The organism is Yoonia sp., from assembly GCF_042093035.1.
GTDB lineage: Bacteria > Pseudomonadota > Alphaproteobacteria > Rhodobacterales > Rhodobacteraceae > Yoonia.
The window spans coordinates 15,704-36,116 of the sequence record NZ_JBELFI010000010.1 but is presented as its reverse complement, the minus strand read 5'-3'; the positions used below and the strand labels follow the sequence as shown (position 1 = coordinate 36,116).

Here is a 20,413-nt window from a genome sequence, read left to right as displayed (position 1 = left end):
GCGGCCTTTTAGGCTGCGGTTTGCAGCGCGTTGGCCCCCTGTGTCGTTTGCTCTGATACCGTCATATTCCAAACCAACAGCCAGCACAAATGCTTGCCATCGGCGTTATTTGGGAAAGATAGCTGCCTTTGCTCAGGCTGCAAGATCAGCCTGAATTTCGCGTTTGACTTGTAACATCAACGTGACAGCTTCAATCGCCGCGCTGTCGCGCTTTTCCATCTGCATAAGCTGGATCAGATCGGCGGCGTCAAAAGCCGTATCACGCGCCCGTTCGAGATGCTGATCGCCGTCTGTGCCGTTCTCGCTCAGGTAGTCGCAGGCCCATTGGATTTGTTCGACGCATGTCGCGATCACTTCCGCAGGCGCGGTATCGCCAAGGTCGTCCAACGCATCTTGCAAGGCCGCCGCACGATCTTGAAGTTCATCGACAACATGCACGTATGCCGCACGCGTCTCTGCGCTGATCGTGCCGCCGCTGCTGTCGTCTTCTTCCAGCGCGCGTTGTGCCGCCAGATTGCGTACAAGTGCGACACTGTCTTGTGCATCGGGTCCAGCCTGATCTGCGTTGTCTTCCTCTTCAATAATCGGCTCACGCAGCACCAAGGGTTCCCCATTCAAGGGGGCCAGAATATCCGCGTGTTTCAGCAAGAGAACCTCGGCCATATCTGTTGCAAACCGGATACCTTGATCGACTTGCTTCAAAACGGCCTTTATCAATGCAAGCCCGCCGCTGATGCGCATTCTGGCTTTGTCGACATTGCCGTCAGGTTGGCGGGCGGACAGGGCGCTGCGCACGTCAATTGGCAAAACCCTGTCGAATTCGCCCATCGTCGCCGTTTTGGCGGCACCGACGATACCGTCAAAGAGCCCATTGGCCTGCAACTCATCCATATGGGTAATCATCAAAAGTCCATGATCCTTGATGGCGTCTGGCATCTGGCTCCAGATGCTGCGTTCAAGATCGGTAAATTCCTTCGTGCACCACAACACCACATCAGCGCGTTTGGAGGCCCACTGGCTTGCACGGTGCAGCGGGGTAGGGTCCGCAGGCGCGACAGTTTCAAGAACCGAGATTTTCTTGAGCGCGGCCAAAGGCATCTGAAGTTCAACAAAGACAGGCGAAAGTGCCGCGATTTCAGCGGCATTGACCGTGGGCAGTGTGGTTTTGCTACCGTCTGGCAAGGTGCAAATCGCCTGCTCCTGTGCGGCATAGCTCAACTGCAAACTGGGCAGGCGCACGCCTTCGGTTATCACCTCACTGTTGACCAGAAGGTTCAGCAATGATGACTTGCCCGAACCGGGCAAACCCAAAAGAGCAAGACGCACGGGCTGATGCAGGCGGGTCATGGTCTTTTCTGCCTGCGTCTGGACCTGCTCAGGCAGCAAGCCGCTTTCCATTGCGCGCTGCAGTTGCGCCTCGACGGTTGTCACTGCTGATTGATTCGGCATCATTTACCTCCGGCGGCAACTTTAGCCTGCGGTGTGCCCGCATCAACCTCCTTTATATCGTCGGAACTGCTGTCGGGCTGCACTTTTTCCTGACGCGGTTTGACCGTCACCTGCCGGACAGGGCGCACCTGCTTGATTTCGGCAGCCTCCTTGACGGGTGGGGTGTCTGCCAGTGGCGTATTTTGAACCTGCGCCGCGACTTTTTCGACCTCATCGTTTTCAACGATACGCGTGATTGTTGCGATGTTGGTATCGACGTGACCGGCAGGCTTGGCGCGGATTGCGCGGATCACCGGCTTGTTGTGGTTCAGCTTGATGACAGAAAACGTGCAATTGTCCTGATCGGGATCAGCGAGCGCCTCAATCGCCTCAAGCAGGTAACCGGCAATTTCGGCAGATTTCTTGCGGCGATAGCGGTGGAGGATTCTTTGGATGCTCTCATCTTCAAGGTATTGCAACCCGTCGCTGGAAACGACGACGATATCGCCGACGTCAAGCTCAAAGGGCGCCTTGGGGCAATCCGACTTGGCGACGCGGTCACCGAGGATCACAGACGTCAGGCAGTTCCGATCCGGGTGGTTTTTCCCCGCTTCCGGGTCCAAAAGCCCGGATTTCACCATGAAATCAATCTGCGGCGCCATGGAGTGGTCTTCGTTCAACTGCTGCATCGTGCCACCGCGAAAGTGGTAAAGCGGGCTGTCACCGATGGACATCCAATACATGCGGTTCTCGACCAGAACGACCGATACAAGCGTTGCGCCCATCCCGCGCGTTTCGGGATGCGATGACACATGGTCGCGCACCACAGCATTCGCGTTGATCGCGGATGATGTCAGATAGCGCGGAATATCTGCCTCAAAGTCAGAGAAATTCGCGCTTTCGAATTTCAGCTCGCTGAAGACCTCAGTGACGACGATCTTGCTGGCAACGTCGCCAGCAGCATGACCACCCATGCCATCCGCAAGAACAACCACGCCACTGTCAGAACCGAATGGAAAGTCGGTAACAATCGCGTCCTCTTGATAGTCGCGTCCGCCCTGACAGATCGCCGAAGCGACATCAAAACGAGGTTCAGGCGATCGCCACATCTTCGTCCTCCTCGGTCGCGCCATCGGACCAGTTGAATGTGCTGTCGCAAAGCGCAACAAAGCGGAGAACCGTCTCGCCGATGCGGATTATGTCACCGGTTTTCAGCGTTTCATTGCTGATGACGGGCTTGTCGTTCAGGCGGACAATGTTTGATTTACCGCCATGGCCGAGCAGGAATTCCTTGTTTGTCGGATCATAAACGATGGCCGCATGGTTCGTGCGAGAGATCGAGTTGTCGCCAAAGTCCAGTTGCACGGCTTGATCTTCGCCGCGGCCAATCTGGGACATGCCAGCCAACAGGCTAAAGCTCTCACCACGACCGGGGCCTTCCGCGACAACGAGCCAGCCAACAGGAAATTTCACGCTCTTGCTTGGTGCGGCTGTCGGTGCATCGTTAAATAGATCAACGACAGCGCCATCGGACTGCTCAAAGCCAATCAAACGTGTCTTGGTGCGCCGTGACCGTGCGGGAGAGCGTGCAGCGGCGGCAGATGCCGCAGCGGGTGCGGGCGCTTCTGGTGCAGGTGCAGGAGCATCAGGCAATGCCATCCCAGAACCGTCGTCTTCAAGATCCCATATGTTGACCGGAGCGGCTGGCGCGGCGGGTGCTTCTACCGCCAGGTCCTCTGCCGTTTCGCTGACACGTGACGCTGCTGCGAGGCGAAGCGCATTAGGGCGGGTTGGCGCCAACGCCGGCACATCCAGAGACGTATCATCGGGCTTGGCAGCGTCGATTTCCGGAGTGGCCCTATCAAGCGCGCCGATCGTGTCACGGTAGGACTGTTCCAATTGTTCAAGGGGCTCAATCCGGTCGATTTGAGGCTCGTAGCGCTTTTTACCTAGGAGATCACGAATAAACTTCATTTTACTACCCTTCCAATTAAATCTTCATACATCAGTCCGCCAAGGCGGGGTTTCATTCAGGCACACCGGGATAGGCAAGTGATGCGACCCACAAGCTTCCATCGCGTTGTACAGCAAAGGTGAATTGTGAGACGCCAAGCTCGCGTTCGCGGGCAAATATGTCGCTGAGCGTATCACGCCCGTCGATTGCCTCGGAGGCAGGAATATAAGAGGTGACAACATCGCCAACTTGCAGACCGCCAGTTTGACCTGCGGCAAGCTCGGACACCGTTGTGCGCCAACCCGCGCCCGAAAAGACAGTTTCAAACTGGGTGCCGTCTGCGAGGGTCAGTTGTTGCACCACAGGCAAGAACCAGAACTGGTCTGATTGAATGCCGGTGCCGGGTTCCGTCGTTGAGAACGTCACCGGAAGTGTCGGTGTGAGCGCATCCACCGGGGTGATGTCTCGCAACACTGCAGGAATATCGTTGATTGCGCTGATCGGCGTGCCGTTGACAGAATTGATCGCGATGCCCGGAGCAACCCAAGATGGGGCAACCGTACCGGCGCTCTGGATGATGTTGGATGTCTCTGAGGCTGGTGTAAACGGCAGCACCACAGTCCATGTGGACGTGATTTCGGCCACGGTGGGTTCTACAATCGCAGGATCTTCGATGATCTCATTGCCGGGCGTGACCGCGAAGATATCAACGACAGGGCCTTCGCCGGTCGTGGCGATGATCGCAGGCGCATCGGGGAGGTCGAAGGATGCAATGCCGACATCTGCGATTGGAAACGCCAGAATTTGCTCGGGGAAAGTGGGGTTTGGCTCGGCAATTACGGAAGCCAGATCAGGCGTTGCAACCGGTTCTGGCCGCGGTGCTGTGGCAGGTACCTCAGCGATTGCGGCAGCCTCCGGGCCTAACGCCGGGCGAACGATTGCGACAGGTGCGTCTTCAGCCACCTGGTCTGCGGGTGTCGCTGTGACCTCCTCTTCCAGTGCTGCGGCGACTGCGTTGCCCTCTGGCGCGGGCTCTGTGACTGTTTCTGCGCCGACGGTTTCTTCAACGGCCGTGCCGTCAATGACAGGCGTTTGCGCAACAGGTGCATCGTCGCCACCGGACATCGTCATAACACCAACACCAACGAGAAGGGCCACAACGGCTGCCGAGCCCAAAAGCAAAGGCAATTTGGACGCTTGTTCTGCCGCTGGCGCAGGTCTTGCAGCGGGGATCGCGGCTTGGGCCACGTTCAACGGCGTGACGTTGCCTTCAACGCCATCCATCATCTTGACCCATTCTTTCGCGGACTGAATGCGATCTTTGGGCAAGACGGCCAGTGCTTTGTCGATGGCGGCCAGGAAATTTTCATCGTACTCGGGGAAGCGGCCCGTGACCGGCGCATAAGGGTCGGTCTCGCCGGAAGCGATGGCGGCCAGACGTGCCTGAGAGTTCGGGGGTACCTCGCCAACAATCAGATGGTAGAAAGAGGCGGCCAATGCATAAAGGTCGCTGCTTGGACCCTGCTCTGACCCGGCAATGTAGAATTCCTGCGGCGAATAGCCATCTTTCACGACACGCAACGCCGACAAGACGCGACTTTGCTTTGTGGCCTCTTCGCGGGCGGCACCAAAGTCGATCAAAACAGGATGGAGTTCCTTGTCGATGAGAATATTGTCGGGTGAGATGTCACGATGCAGGATCGATTGGTCGTGAATGAAACCGACGGCGCCCAAGACCTCTTTCAAGATCGACTTGATCTGTACAGGTGTCAGACCATGGTTGACGTCCTCGATCGTATCCAGAAGGTCGCGGCCTTCAACGAAATCAAGGGCCATATAGGCGGTGTCGTTGTCCTCAAATACCTGGTGGACACCAACGATATTGGGGTGGTCCAGCTTGGCGAGACTGCGGGCCTCTTGTACAAAGAGGCGCACGATGGATTTCAGCTCGTTCTGATGCGCACGCGAACGGGCCTGCACGACATAGCGGCTGCGGCGACAAAACGCACCAGGGAAGCATTCTTTGATGACGACCTTGCGGTCCAGGCTGTCGCGGGCAAGATAGGTAATACCGAAGCCGCCAGCATTCAGGAAATTCTCGATCGTGTACTGACCGTGCATCAACTTTGTGCCCGGCTTCAGCTCATCAATAAAGCCTTCCTTATCAGTGGTGTCTTCTATCGGTTGTGCCATTGCCATCTCAAATTTCGGTTTCTACCGCACCAAATGGGCGGATTACGGGTGTTCTTAGTCTCTGGTCTCATTGAAATTAGGCCAAAAAGTGACGCTAACTTGTTGTTTCATGGCTCTTAATCACATGCTTTCACCTTTATTACGCGCAATTTAGAAACAGTCACGGGCGATTTCTCGCCAAATTCACCTTATTTCTAACGGAATTGCCGGGCCGATTGCCGAATTCCGGGAACAGTCGCTTGGATTAGAGCTTATACCTAATCTTCAACATTCTCTGAGCGGGCGACTGCATGTCAGGCAGAACTGCCTACTATTGAAGCTGATCCAGCTCCGATTCGGAAGCGCTCCGTTAGGATATGTCCAGCAATCTCTCTTGTATCAAGGATTTTGCGGGAATCACAAAGCACATTGCGTGCATTTGCGCATTTGTGCAGCATCGCCCGACAGGAATTGGGGCAGCAGGTCATGCGGGTTTTCATAAATGGGTTTGGGCGTATTGGCCGCACGATGTTGCGCGCACATGCGCAAGGCGACTGGCCGCAGGTCGAGATTGCCGGGATCAATGACATCGCGGAGCTGGAACTTTGCGCCCATCTTTTTGCCTACGATAGTGTGTTCGGACCCTATGCCGGTGATGTGACAGCCGGCGCGGGCGCGCTGGTAATTGATGGGCATGCCATTCCGATGCATCGCAATGCGGACCTTAGCGCCATCGATCTGACGGGTGTGGACGTCGTGCTGGAATGTACCGGAAAAGCAGATCACCGGAACATAGCAGAGCGTGGCCTGAGAGCAGGTGCATCGCGTGTCCTCATTTCCGGCCCATCGGATGCAGCTGATCTGACAGTTGTGTTGGGGGCAAACGATGCCTTGCTGAACGATCAGCTTATTGTCTCGAATGCGTCTTGCACGACGAATGCATTGGCGCCTCTGGTGCGGTTGATTGACGACACGTGGGGCCTGACGACCGGATGGATGACAACGATCCATTGCTACACAGGCAGCCAGCCCAGTATTGACGCCCCGCGCGGTGATATGTTGCGAAGCCGAGCCGCCGCGCTTTCGATGGTGCCCACAACCACATCTGCACAAAGTCTGTTGAACCAAGTCCTGCCGGATATCGCTGGGCGGATTGAGGCCGCCGCGGTGCGTGTCCCTGTGGCGTCTGTTTCGGCGGTTGATTTGTCAGTGACGCTGGACCGCAAGGCTGCACTTGATGAGGTGCATGAGGTCTTGCGCGGGCAATCCGGTATTATCGGGTGGACCGACAAGCCACTTGTTTCGACCGATCTGCGCGCACGCCCTGAAAGTCTGATCGTGTCGTTGCCCGAAACCCGCGTGACCGAGGGCGGACTGGTGCGCGTATTCGGCTGGTACGACAACGAGTGGGGATTTTCCTGCCGTATGCTGGATGTGGTGATGCGGATGGGTGGGGATTTGTAGCGTGTTGAATAGCTATCAAAGTCTGCCTTTTGGTTCAGGGCCGCGACACAAAACCAATCAGCGGGCGCTGCTGGCGGCCACAGCGCGCGGCCGCCACGAACCCAAATTGACAACTTGTCAACTCCCGATTGCATATTCAAAAAAAGGGGATATGTAATGTCTGATCCGTGGGAGGGCATTGATTGTGATTGGCAAAAGGAGCCACTACCCTCACCCGAAGCGTTGGCTACAGCGACAAGGTTGGTAGTGGCAGCAAGGGCTGCAGGCTTTCCTCCAGAGTCCGCCCAAAGGGGTTATTGGCCCACTGTTTGTTTGCACTGGGATTCGGGGCGCACAGAGGTTGAAGTTTTTCCCGAAATCTTTGAGCTATACTTCCAACCGATCTCCGGGGCCGACGGACGGTTTACCGTTTTGGAGTTTGACGCGTGTGACCCGGAAGTGCTGGAGATTCTCCTCCGTGAGATCAGCAGAGTCCGATCCTCCAGAGATCAATAACGGCTTCGCCCGCAGAACTGCCGCTGATCCAGATCGCGCAATAGTCCAGACTGCGTAAGAAATGCTCAACTTTTGTGCCGATAGGGCGCGGCCACTTTATCGACTTCGAAAACCTTTTTGCACCGCCTCAAAAGCGCGCGACGTTCCGCAAGACAAACCCTTTCCCTTTCGAAGCAGCCGGATTAGACACGCCTTTCGAAATTGAAAGCGAATACCATGGCCGCCATTGTCTCTGTCCAGAACCTCCGCAAGACCTATGCAGGTGGGTTCGAAGCGCTCAAATCCGTGAACCTTGATATTGAAGAAGGCGAGATCCTCGCGCTGCTTGGCCCCAATGGAGCTGGCAAGACGACTTTGATCTCAACCATTTGCGGGATAACAGTGCCGACCAGTGGCAGTGTCACCGTCGCGGGCCATGATACCCAGACGGATTTTCGGGCAGCGCGGAATTTGGTTGGACTTGTTCCGCAAGAAATCAGTCTGGAACCATTTGAGACTGTGATGAACACTGTCAGCTTCTCTCGCGGGTTGTTTGGCAAACCGCGCAATGACGCGTTCATCGAAAATATCCTGAAGAAGCTGTCGCTGTCCGACAAGAAGGATAACAAGATCATGATGCTTTCTGGCGGGATGAAGCGTCGGGTCTTGATCGCGAAGGCGCTAAGCCATGAACCCAAGGTCTTGTTCCTTGATGAGCCGACGGCTGGTGTCGACGTGGAGTTGCGCAAAGACATGTGGGAGGTCGTGGCCGATCTGAAGGCCTCCGGCGTCACCATCATTCTGACCACACACTACATCGAAGAAGCTGAGGCGATTGCCGACCGTGTTGGCGTCATCAATAAAGGTGAGATCCTCTTGGTGCAGGACAAGGCCGATTTGATGTCCCAAATGGGGCAAAAGCAACTGAAAATCGAACTTTCTGAACCGACGCGGGCGATCCCCAAAGCCTTGGCCGGATATGATCTGGTGCTGTCCAAGGACGGGCGATCATTGGATTACAGCTATGATACCAAAGGCGAGCGGACAGGGATCACGACCTTGCTCGGTGATCTGCAAGCGGCAGGGCTCCAAATGAAAGACATTCAGACCCGGCAGAGCAGTCTGGAAGACATCTTTGTCGGGCTTGTGAAGGAAACAGCATGAACTTCAACGCGGTCCTGACAATCTACATCTACGAAATGCGGCGGTTCTTTCGGACCATGACGCAAAGCATCGTGTCGCCAGTTTTGTCGACGTCACTCTACTTTGTGGTATTCGGTGCGGCCATTGGCAGCCGGATCGATGAGGTCGAGGGGGTCAGTTATGGCGCATTCATTGTGCCCGGTCTGATTATGTTGTCAGTGATGACGCAGGCGACCTCGAACGCGAGCTTCGGGATCTACTTTCCCAAGTTCATCGGCACGATCTATGAGCTGCTCTCGGCCCCGATCAATTTTCTTGAAGTGGTGGCAGGCTATGTGGGTGCAGCGGCAACAAAGGCGCTGTTTATCGGGATTATCATTCTGATAACGGCCTTTTTCTTCGTTGACATCCAGATTGCCCACCCGATTGCGATGATGGTGTTCCTTGTGCTGACCTGCGTGAGCTTTGCATTGCTGGGCTTCATCATCGGCATTTGGGCCGGGAACTTTGAACAACTGCAATTGATCCCGCTCCTTATTATTACGCCGCTCGTTTTTCTGGGCGGGTCATTCTATTCGATCACGATGCTGCCACCGGTCTGGCAGACGATCACGCTGTTTAACCCGGTGGTCTATCTGATTAGCGGTTTCAGGTGGTCGTTCTTTGGAACGGCAGACGTGGGCATTGGAATTTCGCTATTCGCGATTGCCTTGTTTACCGCGATTTGTCTGGGTATCATCTGGTGGATTTTCCGCACCGGCTGGCGGATCAGACAGTGACCCTTGCGGGTTTGTGTGAACAGCATAGATAGAGTGTTATGAAACGCTTTATTCCCTTTATGAAATCTGGACCCTTTGTGGCCGTCATCCGGTTGCAGGGGGCGATTGTCAATTCCGGTCGTGGGCTCGATAATCCCGGCCTCGCGCCGGTGATTGAAAAGGCCTTCTCGAAAGGCAAACCGGCCGCTGTGGCGCTTGAGATCAACTGCCCCGGTGGATCACCCGTGCAGTCATCGCTCATCGCGTCGCGGATCCGGCGCTTGGCCGATGAAAAGAGGATCCCCGTTTTTGCATTCGTCGAGGATGTGGCGGCCTCCGGCGGGTATTGGCTGGCTTGTGCTGCGGATGAAATCTACGTCGATAGTTGCTCGATCACGGGATCAATCGGGGTGATATCGTCCGGCTTTGGCGTGCCAAACGCGATTGAAAAGCTTGGCGTTGAACGTCGTGTTCATACGGCAGGAAAATCCAAGTCGATGATGGACCCTTTCAAGCCAGAAAAACCCGCTGATGTGAAAAAGCTGAAGGGTTGGCTGGACGACCTGCATGGGACTTTCATTGACTACGTGAAATCACGGCGCGGTACGAAACTGAGCGACAATCCGGACCTCTTTACTGGCGAAGTCTATATTGGCCAGAAGGGTGTAGACGAAGGGCTTGTCGATGGCATCGGTCACCTTGCGCCGCTGATGAAGGAACGCTTCGGCGATAAGGTTCAATTCCGCCGTTATGGGCAAAGGAAGCCGCTGCTTCCACGCTTTGGGGCGCAGATTGTTGATGATACGGTCGCGGGCATCGAAGAACGTGCGGCATTTGCAAGGTTTGGCCTGTGATTATCAAAGCAATCTTCATCTTTCTGGCCTTCATGCTGGTACTGGCAATGTTCGGAAGATGGCGGTTTCCGGGGCAAGCGCGGCTTGCCCAGGCGAAATGCCCGAAGTGTCTGCGCTACCGGATCGGTAAAGGTCCCTGCCAATGCGAGAAGTCTCGCAAATGAGGGCGCTGGTCACGGGTGCGGGCGCGCGGCTGGGTCAGGCGATGGCGCTTTATCTGGGGCGGCGCGGCTATGATGTGGCAGTACATTATGCAGGCTCTGAGGCGGGTGCAGCAGAGACTGTGGCGCAGCTTGCAGCGATGGGTCGCAATGCGGTGGCACTACAGGCCGATCTTTTGGATGAGGCTGCAACACAATCACTGGTTTCAAGAAGCTCAGAGGCGCTGGGCGGGCCGCTGACGTGCCTGATAAACAATGCGTCGATCTTTGAATATGACAACATCGCGACGGGGACCCGCGAAAGCTGGGATCGGCATATGGCCTCCAACCTGCGCGCGCCATTTGTGCTCACCCAGAATTTTGCAGCCCAAGTCCCTGACCCTGTCTTGGACGCGATGGATGAACCCGTCGCGCAAGGGCTCGTGGTGAATATGCTCGATCAGCGCATTCACAAGCTGACGCCGGAATTCATCAGCTACACGATCGCCAAAATGGGACTGTGGGCGATGACTCGCACCACGGCGCAAGCATTGGCGCCAAAAGTGCGTGTGAACGGCATCGGTCCCGGCCCTACTCTGCAAGGCCATCGTCAGAGCAAATCGCACTTTGACAAGCAACGAGCCGCGACCGTCCTGAAGCGCGGTGCGAACCCATCGGATATCACGGCAACTCTTGGTTATTTCCTTGATGCGCCCGCCGTGACAGGCCAAATGTTGGCCGTTGACGGAGGCCAGCACCTTGCATGGGAAACGCCAGATGTGCTCGGCGTAGAATAGCGGGCCCGATAACTTGTGCACCGCATACCGCAAAGCGTTACAAAACCTTAACAAATGGCAGTGTTATCAAGGTGTTAATGCTATTTTGGAAAAATAACAACATGAAATCAACTACTTACATTATCGCTTAAAAAATAGGCACATAGACGAAGTCAGCCGAAAACAAGGGAAAATCATGGCTCATCAGGATTAGCCCACCGAGTTATCCACAGAAACGGTGGATGCCTTTCCTCTTGTTCTTGCTGCGTTACCATTGCAGCCAATCAGAGAATCACAGACCAGAGCCGATGACCGAGCAGCCGACAAAATCCGGATATGAAATTATCCATGACTATCTGCGCACACTGGACGCGTCACCGGGTGTTTATCGGATGCTGGATGGGGAAAGTCGCGTTCTCTATGTGGGAAAAGCGCGCAACCTCAAGGCCCGGGTCAGCAACTACGCGCGCGCCGGAAACCATTCGCCGCGTATCACGCGAATGATCCGCGAAACGGCGTCGATGATGTTCCTGACCACACGCACCGAAACAGAGGCACTGCTGCTTGAGCAAAACCTCATCAAGCAGCTGAAACCGCGTTACAATGTGTTGCTGCGCGACGACAAATCATTTCCCAATATTCTGGTCGCCAAAGACCATCCTTTTCCAATGATTAAGAAACATCGTGGTGCAAAAAAGCAAAAGGGCAATTACTACGGACCCTTTGCCGGTGCGGGGTCCGTGAACCGGACGTTGAATCAACTCCAGCGTGTGTTTTTGCTGCGCAATTGCTCAGACAGCGATTTTGAAACGCGCACGCGGCCTTGTCTGCAATACCAGATCAAACGCTGCTCCGGCCCTTGCTGTGGGCTGATCTCGGAAACCGATTACGCTGCCACCGTTGCCGACGCCGAGAAATTTCTACAAGGGCGTACCAAGGGTATCCAACAGGCGCTTGCAGTGCAGATGCAAGACGCGAGCGCGGCGATGGCGTTCGAACGCGCCGCCGCCTTGCGTGACCGGATCAAAGCGTTGACGCAGGTGCAGTCAGCCCAGGGTATCAACCCGCAAAGTACGGCAGAGGCCGATATCATCGCGTTGCACCGCGATGGCGGCCAGGCCTGCGTGCAGGTGTTCTTTATCCGTGCCAATCAGAACTGGGGCAACCACGACTACTATCCGCGCATCAGCGGGGATGAAGACCCTTCCGAGGTGATGGAGGCCTTTGTGGGCCAGTTTTACAGCACCCGCGAGCCGCCAAAGATGCTGATCCTGTCGCATGGTTTGGATAATGACGATCTTATGGCTGACGCTTTGGCCGAAAAGAGCGGACGCAAGGTAGAGATCGTGATCCCGCAACGCGGCGAAAAGGCTGAATTAGTGCAGGGTGCGCTGCGCAACGCGCGTGAAAGCCTTGCGCGCAAGATGTCAGAGACCGCGACCCAGACCCGCCTTCTCAAGGGTCTGGCCGAGGCGTTTGAGTTGGAAAAGATCCCGCAGCGGATAGAGGTCTACGACAACTCGCATATTCAGGGTGCCCATGCGGTTGGTGCGATGGTTGTTGCGGGGCCTGATGGCTTTGACAAAAACCAGTACCGCAAGTTCAACATCAAGGGCGAGAGCCTGACCCCCGGTGATGACTTTGGTATGATGAAAGAGGTGCTGACCCGCCGTTTCCAACGCCTGCTCAAGGAAGACCCGGACCGGACCCAAGGCACCTGGCCCGACTTGTTGTTGATTGACGGCGGGCAAGGTCAGGTCAGTGCCGTGCGCGCAATCATGGATGACCTCGGCGTCAGTGATATTCCAATGGTTGGTGTGGCCAAAGGTGAAGACCGCGATGCAGGTAAGGAAGAATTCCACCGGACGGGTAAAACCGTCATGGCGCTGCGCCACAATGACCCGGTGCTCTATTTCATTCAACGGATGCGCGATGAGGTGCACCGCTTTGCGATTGGCACGCACCGCGCGAAACGGTCCAAGGCAATCGGCGCGACCCCGCTTGACGATGTGCCGGGCGTCGGGGCGACCCGCAAACGGGCGCTCTTGGCGCATTTTGGGTCTGCAAAAGCGGTGGCACAGGCCAATCTTGCTGACCTGAAAGCTGTCGATGGCGTCTCGGCGAAGCTTGCGCAAACGGTTTATGATTACTTCCATGAGAACGGTTGACAGATTACGCCCCGCGTCGTCACCATTCGTGCAGATTGCAGGGGGTAAAATTGATGACAAATCTGAAACAGCGACTAAATGACACCAACGATCGTCTGACGGCGCATGTTTGCACCATTCCTTCCGCGACAGTGACCCAGGCGATGGCCGCCGCTGGCGCCGATGCAGTGATTATTGATATGGAGCATGGCGCGGTCGATCACGCCAGTGCGCACGCGATGATAGCAGCAACACAAGGTACCAAATGCGCGCCAATCGTGCGTGTCGCCGAGAATGACCCGGTGCAGGTCAAACGCATTCTGGATCTTGGCGCGCAAGGCATCTGCTTTCCGATGATCCGAAATGCCGATGACGCGCGCAAAGCCGTTGCGTCATTGCGGTATCCGCCGCACGGCAACCGCGGATTTGGACCTTTCATCGCCCACTCCGCCGCCGGTGTGTCCCTTCTGGAGTACAAAGATACGGTCGATGGCACGTTGACGTGTATGTTACTGGTCGAAACCGCCGACGCGATCGAAAACATCGACGAAATCGCTTCCGTTGAGGGGATTGACCTGCTGGTGCCTGCCCAATTCGACCTTTCAACCGATCTTGGAATATCGGGGCAATTCGATCATCCTGATTTCCAGGCCGCGATTACGAAAGTTGAAGCTGCTGCGCATGCACATGGTATTGCGCTGGGCAATGTGGCGCTGGCACCCGAACAAGCTGCCGGGCTATTTGCAAGAGGATATCGTCTGATCTGTGGTTTTGACCTGCTCTGGCTAAAGGCGAAAACCGCGGAAACCCAAAGCTGGCTCACGTCCGCGTAATTCAGCGGCGCAACCTGCTTTCCACCGCTGACACAAGCCGCTACACCAACAGTATGAACCTGAACCTGCCCAATATCCTGACGATTCTGCGGCTCGCTGCGGCCCCAGGTGTTGTGCTGATGTTTTTGTATTTCGCCCGTCCCTATGCAGATTGGTTCGCGCTGATCCTGTTTGTCCTCGCTGCTTTCACGGATTTCCTTGATGGGTATCTGGCGCGCGCCTGGAAGCAGGAAAGCAAATTGGGGGCAATGCTCGACCCGATTGCAGACAAGGCGATGGTGATTATCGCCTTGGTCGTCATCACTGGTTTTTCCAACATGAATCCATGGATTCTCTTGCCTGCGACATTGATTATCTTCCGTGAAGTCTTTGTCTCTGGGCTACGTGAGTTTCTGGGTGATACCGCCGGAACGCTCAAAGTGACCAATTTGGCGAAGTGGAAAACCACTGCCCAGATGGTTGCGATTGCCATGCTTTTCGCCTCCGGAGCGTTTGAGCATTACTTCGGGATGCAATCGCGCGAATTGTCGCCGGAGATGGTTGAGCTGGCGATTTCTGGCGATGGACCAGACGCGCTCGGTCTTTGGTGGAAGTATCAGGGCATGATGGTAAGCTGGTGGGGTGGAATTATCATGCTGTGGCTTGCTGCGGTGCTGACAATAGTGACGGGTTGGGATTACTTCCAGAAATCGCGCCCCTATTTGCGGGATACGGATACATGAATGTCGTCTACTTTGCATGGGTGCGCGAACGCATCGGATTGCCGCAAGAAGCTGTGCAGACGCAGGCCGCGACAGTCAACGATCTGATCGCAGAGCTTGTGACACGCGAAGACCGCTATGCAGCCGCCTTTGCTGACACAAGCGCATTACGGGTCGCATTGGATCAGGAATTATCCCATTTTGATGCACCACTCGATGGCGTGAAAGAAGTTGCATTCTTTCCCCCAATGACAGGTGGCTAATGCAAATCCGCGTCCAATCGGAACCCTTTGACACCGGTGCAGAACTCAATAGTTTTGCACAGGACCGAAAAGACATCGGCGCAGTGGTCAGCTTCACGGGGATTGTCCGCGATACCCAAGGCGACTTGAAAGAAATGCTGATAGAGCATTACCCCGGCATGACCGAAAGCGCGATTGCCAGGATTGCAGAAGAAGCCAGGCAGCGTTGGAAACTGGCGGATGTGCTTGTCATTCACCGTTACGGGCCATTGAAACCGGGTGCGCCGATCATGATGGTCGCAACGGCGTCGGCGCATCGGGCTGCGGCGTTTGAGGCGGCGGATTTCTTGATGGATTACCTCAAATCCCGTGCGCCATTCTGGAAGAAAGAAGTCACTGCCGAGGGGGCAGCCTGGGTTGCCGCGAAAGATGCTGACGAAAATGCACTTGACCGCTGGTAAGCGGCGTTTTATAGCCCGTCTGGCCAGATCTCTTTCGGATCACGTGCGAAATTCGTGCAGGCTGCGTGCTGCGGGCAGGTCGTCAGGTGATTGTTGATGAGCCCCGTGGCCTCCATGAAAGCGTAGATAATTGTCGGCCCACAAAACTTGAAACCGGCTTTCTTGAGATCCTTGGACATCTGCGCGGTGAGTGGTGATTGTGTTGGAATCAATGCGCGGTCAGCGTGTGTTGTGGTTAGGGGAACCCCGTCCACATAGCGCCACAAGAAGCGATCGAATCCGTCTGATTGTTCGATCCTCTGCCATGCGCGCGCGTTTGTGATTGTAGCCTCGATCTTGCCACGGTGCCGGATGATGCCAGCGTCTTGCAACAGGCGTTCCACCTCTGCGTCGCCCCAAGTGGCGATCAAGTTGGGATCAAATCCGGCAAAGGCGGCGCGGAAATTCTCGCGCTTTTTCAATATTGTAATCCAGGACAGACCCGCCTGAAACCCATCCAGAACCAGTTTTTCCCACAGCGTACGGCTGTCATATTCCGGTACGCCCCATTCGGTGTCGTGATAATCAAGGTAAACCTGCTCAGGTCCAGCCCAGCCACAGCGCTCAGTCATTTTCATTCCTTAAGAGGTTGTTAGGTTTCACAAGCGTAATCTCCACGGATCAGTATGGAGGCGCGTAATGCAAAACGCCACGCTCAGAAGCATTGAAATGTCCGATCATGCGGTTGTTGATCCGCTTCAATATGCCATGGCCAGTCAGGCGGCGGGTGTGAACACGATGGTACGCAATGCGCTTGTCGCCGGGCGGGCACAGTTGGCGTTTCATCCTGTCGTGACTGCGGATGGGTCGCAGTCCGTTGCCTTTTATGAGGGGCTCGTTCGGCTGACAGGTGAAGAGGGGCGGGTCATTCCTGCTGCGCATTTTATGTCCGCGATCGAGGGAACAGCGCTTGGGCGTCAGGTTGATTGCACGGCGCTGCGCCTGGCGTTGCAGCAGTTGCGCCAGAATCCTGACTTGCGATTGTCGGTCAATGTCTCTGCACGGTCGATTGGAGATGGCGAATGGCGGCGTATTCTCGATCATGGGTTGCTTGATCGCGATGCTTTGGGGGAGCGACTGATCTTTGAAATTAGCGAAACATCGGCAATGCTTCTGCATGAAAATGTGATCCGTTTCATGCATGAAATGCAGCCGCGCGGCGTGGGCTTCGCGCTGGATGGTTTCGGGGCGGGCTTTACGGCGTTTCGCTATTTGAAAGATTTCTTGTTCGACCTCGTCAAAATTGACAAAGGCTTTGTGAAAGGCGTGGAACATGACCCCGACAACCAGGTCTTGATTGAAGCATTGATTGCAGTCGCTCATCAGTTTGAGATGTTCGCGGTGGCAGACGGCGTCGAAACCGCGGATGAGGCGGCATTCCTGACGTCGTTGGGTGCTGATTGCCTTCAGGGGTATCACTTTGGCGTGCCGACACTCACGCTGTGATATCTTGATCTTTCGGGGGTTGCGCTGCGCGCATAGGGGCTTTGATTTGCCCTACGTCAACTTTGCCCTTACCCAAACGGCCAGCGGCAGTTTGGGCTGACTTGCACGAAAGACGTGTAAATGGCACCGTCCTGCCAGGGAACAACCTGAAGAGGACACATCATGACCAACGTCGTAATCGCGTCAGCCGCCCGGACAGCCGTGGGCAGCTTTGGCGGATCATTTGCAAACACACCGGCCCACGATTTGGGCTCTGCCGTGCTCGAAGCTGTCGTCGCCCGCGCAGGGATCGATAAATCCGAAGTTAGCGAAACAATCCTGGGTCAGGTTTTGACCGCCGCGCAGGGTCAGAACCCTGCACGTCAGGCCCATATCAACGCCGGTCTACCAACGGAGTCCGCTGCGTGGGGGATCAATCAGGTTTGCGGTTCCGGCCTGCGAGCCGTGGCGCTTGGCGCCCAACACATCCAGTTGGGCGACGCGTCTATCGTGGCCGCTGGTGGTCAGGAAAACATGACACTGTCCACACATGCCGCACATCTGCGTGCAGGCCAGAAGATGGGCGATATGAAGTACATCGACACGATGATCCGCGACGGTCTCTGGGATGCGTTCAACAACTACCACATGGGCCAAACAGCTGAAAACGTAGCAGAAAAATTCCAAATCACGCGCGATATGCAGGACGAATTCGCGGTTTCCTCGCAGAACAAAGCGGAAGCGGCACAAAAGGCCGGACGCTTCGATGACGAGATCGCTGCCTACACCGTAAAAACCCGCAAGGGTGACATCATTGTCGACAAAGACGAATACATTCGTCACGGCGCGACGATGGAAGCTATGCAGAAATTGCGCCCTGCGTTTATGAAAGACGGTTCCGTTACCGCCGCAAACGCGTCTGGCCTGAACGACGGTGCTGCCGCAACTTTGCTGATGTCCGCTGACGAAGCCGAAAAGCGCGGGATCGAGCCTTTGGCCCGTATCGCTTCATATGCAACAGCCGGTCTTGACCCGTCGATCATGGGCGTTGGCCCGATTTACGCATCGCAAAAGGCGCTTGATAAAGCAGGCTGGTCAATTGCCGATCTCGACCTTGTCGAAGCAAACGAGGCTTTCGCGGCACAGGCTTGTGCGGTGAACAAGGAAATGGGGTGGGATCCGGAAATCGTCAACGTCAACGGCGGCGCGATTGCAATTGGGCACCCAATCGGTGCGTCCGGTTGTCGCGTCCTGAACACCTTGCTGTTCGAAATGAAACGCCGCGGCGCGAAAAAAGGCCTCGCAACGCTTTGCATCGGCGGTGGCATGGGTGTTGCCCTTTGCGTTGAGCGTCCCTGATCCAAATCAAGGCGGCGTGTCATGGCGCCGCCTAAACCAACGACATTAATATCCTAGGAGGAACGAATATGGGACGTGTTGCACTTGTCACTGGCGGCTCGCGTGGAATTGGCGCAGCTATTTCAACAGCACTACAAGATATGGGTTGCACCGTTGCCGCGACCTACGCAGGCAATGATGAAAAAGCTGCGGCTTTCACAGCAGAAACAGGCATCAAGACGTACAAATGGGACGTCGGCAATTACGAGGCCTGCCAGGCAGGTATCGCACAGATCGAAGCGGATCTTGGCCCGGTTGAAATCCTTGTGAACAACGCGGGCATCACCCGTGATGCGCCTTTTCACAAGATGACCCCACAGCAATGGCACGAATGCATCGACACCAACCTCAACGGCGTCTTTAACATGACACACAATGTTTGGGGCGGGATGCGCGCGCGCAAGTTCGGCCGTATCGTGACGATCAGCTCAATCAACGGTCAAAAAGGGCAGTTTGCCCAAGCCAACTATGCAGCGACCAAGGCTGGCGACATTGGTTTCACCAAATCACTGGCACAAGAGGGCGCGCGCGCGGGCATCACGGTGAACATCGTCGCACCCGGTTACATCAACACGGAGATGATGAGCACGATCCCTGAAAAAGTGATGAACGAAGTGATTCTGCCGCAGATCCCCGTTGGCCGCCTTGGCGAAGCATCTGAGATTGCACGCGCTGTCTGCTTCCTTGCATCGGACGATGCGGGCTTTGTCACCGGGTCCACATTATCCGCAAACGGCGGCCAGTATATGGCTTGAAGCCGAACAGCTTTAAATAAAAAGGGCCGCGCCGTGAAAGCGTGGCCCTTTTTGCATGTGGCGCGTTGATTTCCCCTTAGTGGCGGAACGTCAACCAACGGAAAGCCTTGCGGGCCGCTTCGGCGCGCTCATGATGGGCTTGTGCGATTGCTTGGCGGATGCGCGGGCTTGTTGTTGTCTCATACATTTTGAAGTTCCTTTTGTCAGTGTCTTTGTTTGTCTTGATGTTCTCAATATGGGCATTTACCGCCCCTTTGACAAACGAGACTTTCTATTACTTCAGTTAAGCTGTATTAAACTGAATTATGTCAGATAGATTGCCCCCCCTTACTGCACTGCGCGCTTTTGAGGCCGCAGCGCGCCATATGTCATTTGCCCGCGCTGCTGATGAGTTAAACGTCACGCCCGCTGCTTTATCATATCAAATCAAATCATTAGAGTCGGATTTGGGTCAACCTGTATTTCGACGTCTCAATCGCGCGGTAGAGTTGACAGAGGCGGGACGCTGCCTTGCGCCCGGCGCAAGGGACGCCTTTGCAACCCTCTCTGCGGCATGGCGATCTACAAAAAGACTGAATGATAGCGGCATACTCACAGTCACTGCGGGCCCAGCTTTCACATCCAAATGGCTTGCCCCGCGGATGTATGATTTCGCCCAAGCCCATAAGGAAATAGAGCTACGGTTTCTGGCGACTTTGCGTTTGATAGACTTCGATCGCGATGAGGTTGATGTCGCGATCCGTTTTGGCCTTGGCGGGGACAAGGGTGTATATGCGCGGTCATTGATCCAGGAATGGATGACGCCCATGATGACGCCGAAAATGGCCGAGGAATTCGACACGCCTGAAAAGCTCGCTCAGGCGACGCTTGTGCATGATGATTCGATCAGCTTCTTTAAGGCACCGACGGATTGGGCTGCTTGGGCGCGCGCGGTCGGGGTTGATCTCGATACAAGTCATGGCCCGCGATTTTCGCAGGCGGACCATGCATTGGATGCGGCGATTGCCGGGGCGGGGGTTGTAATGGGGCGCGTATCGCTTGCCACGCGCGCGTTGGAGGCCGGTCGTTTGGTCGCCCCGTTCGAGGTGGGATTGATTTCTGAGGCGCAGTTCCGGTTCATTTGTCCAAAAGGCAATGAAAAACGCCCGCATATCGCGGCGTTTGAGGCTTGGGTCATGGAGGAAATAAAAACGTCGACCAAATTTGCAGATGGTCGACGACTTGTTCATGCGCGGGATCTGCTCTGACT

19 protein-coding genes are annotated in these 20,413 nt (G+C 55.6%); 14 read left to right on the top strand and 5 right to left on the bottom strand.

Going from position 1 to position 20,413, the window contains the following annotated elements; all coding sequences use genetic code 11:
- Positions 1 to 132: 132 nt before the first annotated feature.
- From ACFDSS_RS03050 to ACFDSS_RS03035, 4 genes are read right to left on the bottom strand one after another with little or no spacing between them, the layout of a single operon-like run.
- On the bottom strand, positions 133 to 1,449 hold the full coding sequence (locus ACFDSS_RS03050; RefSeq protein WP_375254287.1) for a hypothetical protein: 1,317 nt from the start codon (positions 1,447 to 1,449) through the stop codon (positions 133 to 135).
- The gene (locus tag ACFDSS_RS03045; protein WP_375254286.1) at positions 1,449 to 2,537 is read right to left on the bottom strand and encodes a PP2C family protein-serine/threonine phosphatase; all 1,089 of its coding nucleotides are present in this window, start codon (positions 2,535 to 2,537) and stop codon (positions 1,449 to 1,451) included. Before ACFDSS_RS03045 ends, ACFDSS_RS03050 begins: the two co-directional genes overlap by 1 nt.
- A complete protein-coding gene (locus ACFDSS_RS03040; RefSeq protein WP_375254285.1) occupies positions 2,521 to 3,402 on the bottom strand; it encodes an FHA domain-containing protein in 882 nt (293 codons plus the stop codon). The genes ACFDSS_RS03045 and ACFDSS_RS03040 overlap by 17 nt, the downstream gene beginning before the upstream one ends.
- 52 nt (positions 3,403 to 3,454) lie before the next feature.
- Positions 3,455 to 5,575, bottom strand: coding sequence for a serine/threonine protein kinase (locus ACFDSS_RS03035; protein ID WP_375254284.1), 2,121 nt, complete (start codon positions 5,573 to 5,575; stop codon positions 3,455 to 3,457).
- A gap of 465 nt (positions 5,576 to 6,040) precedes the next feature.
- Between ACFDSS_RS03035 and ACFDSS_RS03030 the strand changes: the two genes are divergently transcribed.
- The 10 genes from ACFDSS_RS03030 to ACFDSS_RS02985 all read left to right on the top strand — a co-directional run bounded on the left by ACFDSS_RS03030 (position 6,041) and on the right by ACFDSS_RS02985 (position 15,547).
- Positions 6,041 to 7,018 (top strand): type I glyceraldehyde-3-phosphate dehydrogenase, encoded by a 978-nt coding sequence (locus tag ACFDSS_RS03030; protein WP_375254283.1) that lies wholly within the window; start codon positions 6,041 to 6,043, stop codon positions 7,016 to 7,018.
- 711 nt (positions 7,019 to 7,729) lie between these two features.
- Positions 7,730 to 8,656 carry an ABC transporter ATP-binding protein gene (locus ACFDSS_RS03025; RefSeq protein ID WP_375254297.1) on the top strand — a complete coding sequence of 309 codons (927 nt, stop codon included), beginning with the start codon at positions 7,730 to 7,732 and terminating at the stop codon, positions 8,654 to 8,656.
- Entirely contained in the window at positions 8,653 to 9,414 is a 762-nt protein-coding gene (locus tag ACFDSS_RS03020) for an ABC transporter permease (RefSeq protein WP_375254282.1), read from the top strand. The genes ACFDSS_RS03025 and ACFDSS_RS03020 overlap by 4 nt, the downstream gene beginning before the upstream one ends.
- 38 nt (positions 9,415 to 9,452) lie before the next feature.
- Positions 9,453 to 10,247 carry a S49 family peptidase gene (locus ACFDSS_RS03015; RefSeq protein WP_375254281.1) on the top strand — a complete coding sequence of 265 codons (795 nt, stop codon included), beginning with the start codon at positions 9,453 to 9,455 and terminating at the stop codon, positions 10,245 to 10,247.
- Positions 10,248 to 10,407: 160 nt separating this feature from the next.
- Complete coding sequence (locus ACFDSS_RS03010) at positions 10,408 to 11,184, top strand: SDR family oxidoreductase (RefSeq protein ID WP_375254296.1); 777 nt, start codon at positions 10,408 to 10,410, stop codon at positions 11,182 to 11,184.
- Between the two features lie 287 nt (positions 11,185 to 11,471).
- Positions 11,472 to 13,331, top strand: coding sequence for an excinuclease ABC subunit UvrC (gene uvrC, locus ACFDSS_RS03005; protein ID WP_375254280.1), 1,860 nt, complete (start codon positions 11,472 to 11,474; stop codon positions 13,329 to 13,331).
- 53 nt (positions 13,332 to 13,384) lie between these two features.
- Entirely contained in the window at positions 13,385 to 14,143 is a 759-nt protein-coding gene (locus ACFDSS_RS03000) for an HpcH/HpaI aldolase/citrate lyase family protein (protein ID WP_375254279.1), read from the top strand.
- Between the two features lie 53 nt (positions 14,144 to 14,196).
- Positions 14,197 to 14,865 carry a CDP-diacylglycerol--glycerol-3-phosphate 3-phosphatidyltransferase gene (gene pgsA, locus ACFDSS_RS02995; protein WP_375254278.1) on the top strand — a complete coding sequence of 223 codons (669 nt, stop codon included), beginning with the start codon at positions 14,197 to 14,199 and terminating at the stop codon, positions 14,863 to 14,865.
- A complete protein-coding gene (gene moaD / locus ACFDSS_RS02990) occupies positions 14,862 to 15,107 on the top strand; it encodes a molybdopterin converting factor subunit 1 (RefSeq protein ID WP_375254277.1) in 246 nt (81 codons plus the stop codon). The genes pgsA and moaD overlap by 4 nt, the downstream gene beginning before the upstream one ends.
- On the top strand, positions 15,107 to 15,547 hold the full coding sequence (locus tag ACFDSS_RS02985) for a molybdenum cofactor biosynthesis protein MoaE (RefSeq protein WP_375254276.1): 441 nt from the start codon (positions 15,107 to 15,109) through the stop codon (positions 15,545 to 15,547). Before moaD ends, ACFDSS_RS02985 begins: the two co-directional genes overlap by 1 nt.
- 8 nt (positions 15,548 to 15,555) lie before the next feature.
- Here the strand turns inward: ACFDSS_RS02985 and ACFDSS_RS02980 are convergent, their stop codons facing one another.
- Positions 15,556 to 16,158: a DNA-3-methyladenine glycosylase I gene (locus ACFDSS_RS02980; RefSeq protein WP_375254275.1), complete on the bottom strand. Its 603-nt coding sequence runs from the start codon at positions 16,156 to 16,158 to the stop codon at positions 15,556 to 15,558.
- A 67-nt stretch (positions 16,159 to 16,225) separates the two neighbouring features.
- Here ACFDSS_RS02980 and ACFDSS_RS02975 point away from each other — a divergent pair, with 67 nt between their 5' ends.
- The 4 genes from ACFDSS_RS02975 to ACFDSS_RS02960 all read left to right on the top strand — a co-directional run bounded on the left by ACFDSS_RS02975 (position 16,226) and on the right by ACFDSS_RS02960 (position 20,411).
- The gene (locus ACFDSS_RS02975; protein WP_375254274.1) at positions 16,226 to 17,032 is read left to right on the top strand and encodes an EAL domain-containing protein; all 807 of its coding nucleotides are present in this window, start codon (positions 16,226 to 16,228) and stop codon (positions 17,030 to 17,032) included.
- Between the two features lie 162 nt (positions 17,033 to 17,194).
- Positions 17,195 to 18,370: an acetyl-CoA C-acetyltransferase gene (locus ACFDSS_RS02970; RefSeq protein WP_375254273.1), complete on the top strand. Its 1,176-nt coding sequence runs from the start codon at positions 17,195 to 17,197 to the stop codon at positions 18,368 to 18,370.
- Positions 18,371 to 18,438: 68 nt separating this feature from the next.
- A complete protein-coding gene (gene phbB, locus ACFDSS_RS02965) occupies positions 18,439 to 19,164 on the top strand; it encodes an acetoacetyl-CoA reductase (protein ID WP_375254272.1) in 726 nt (241 codons plus the stop codon).
- Between the two features lie 305 nt (positions 19,165 to 19,469).
- Complete coding sequence (locus ACFDSS_RS02960; RefSeq protein ID WP_375254271.1) at positions 19,470 to 20,411, top strand: transcriptional regulator GcvA; 942 nt, start codon at positions 19,470 to 19,472, stop codon at positions 20,409 to 20,411.
- The last annotated feature ends 2 nt before the right edge of the window (positions 20,412 to 20,413 follow it).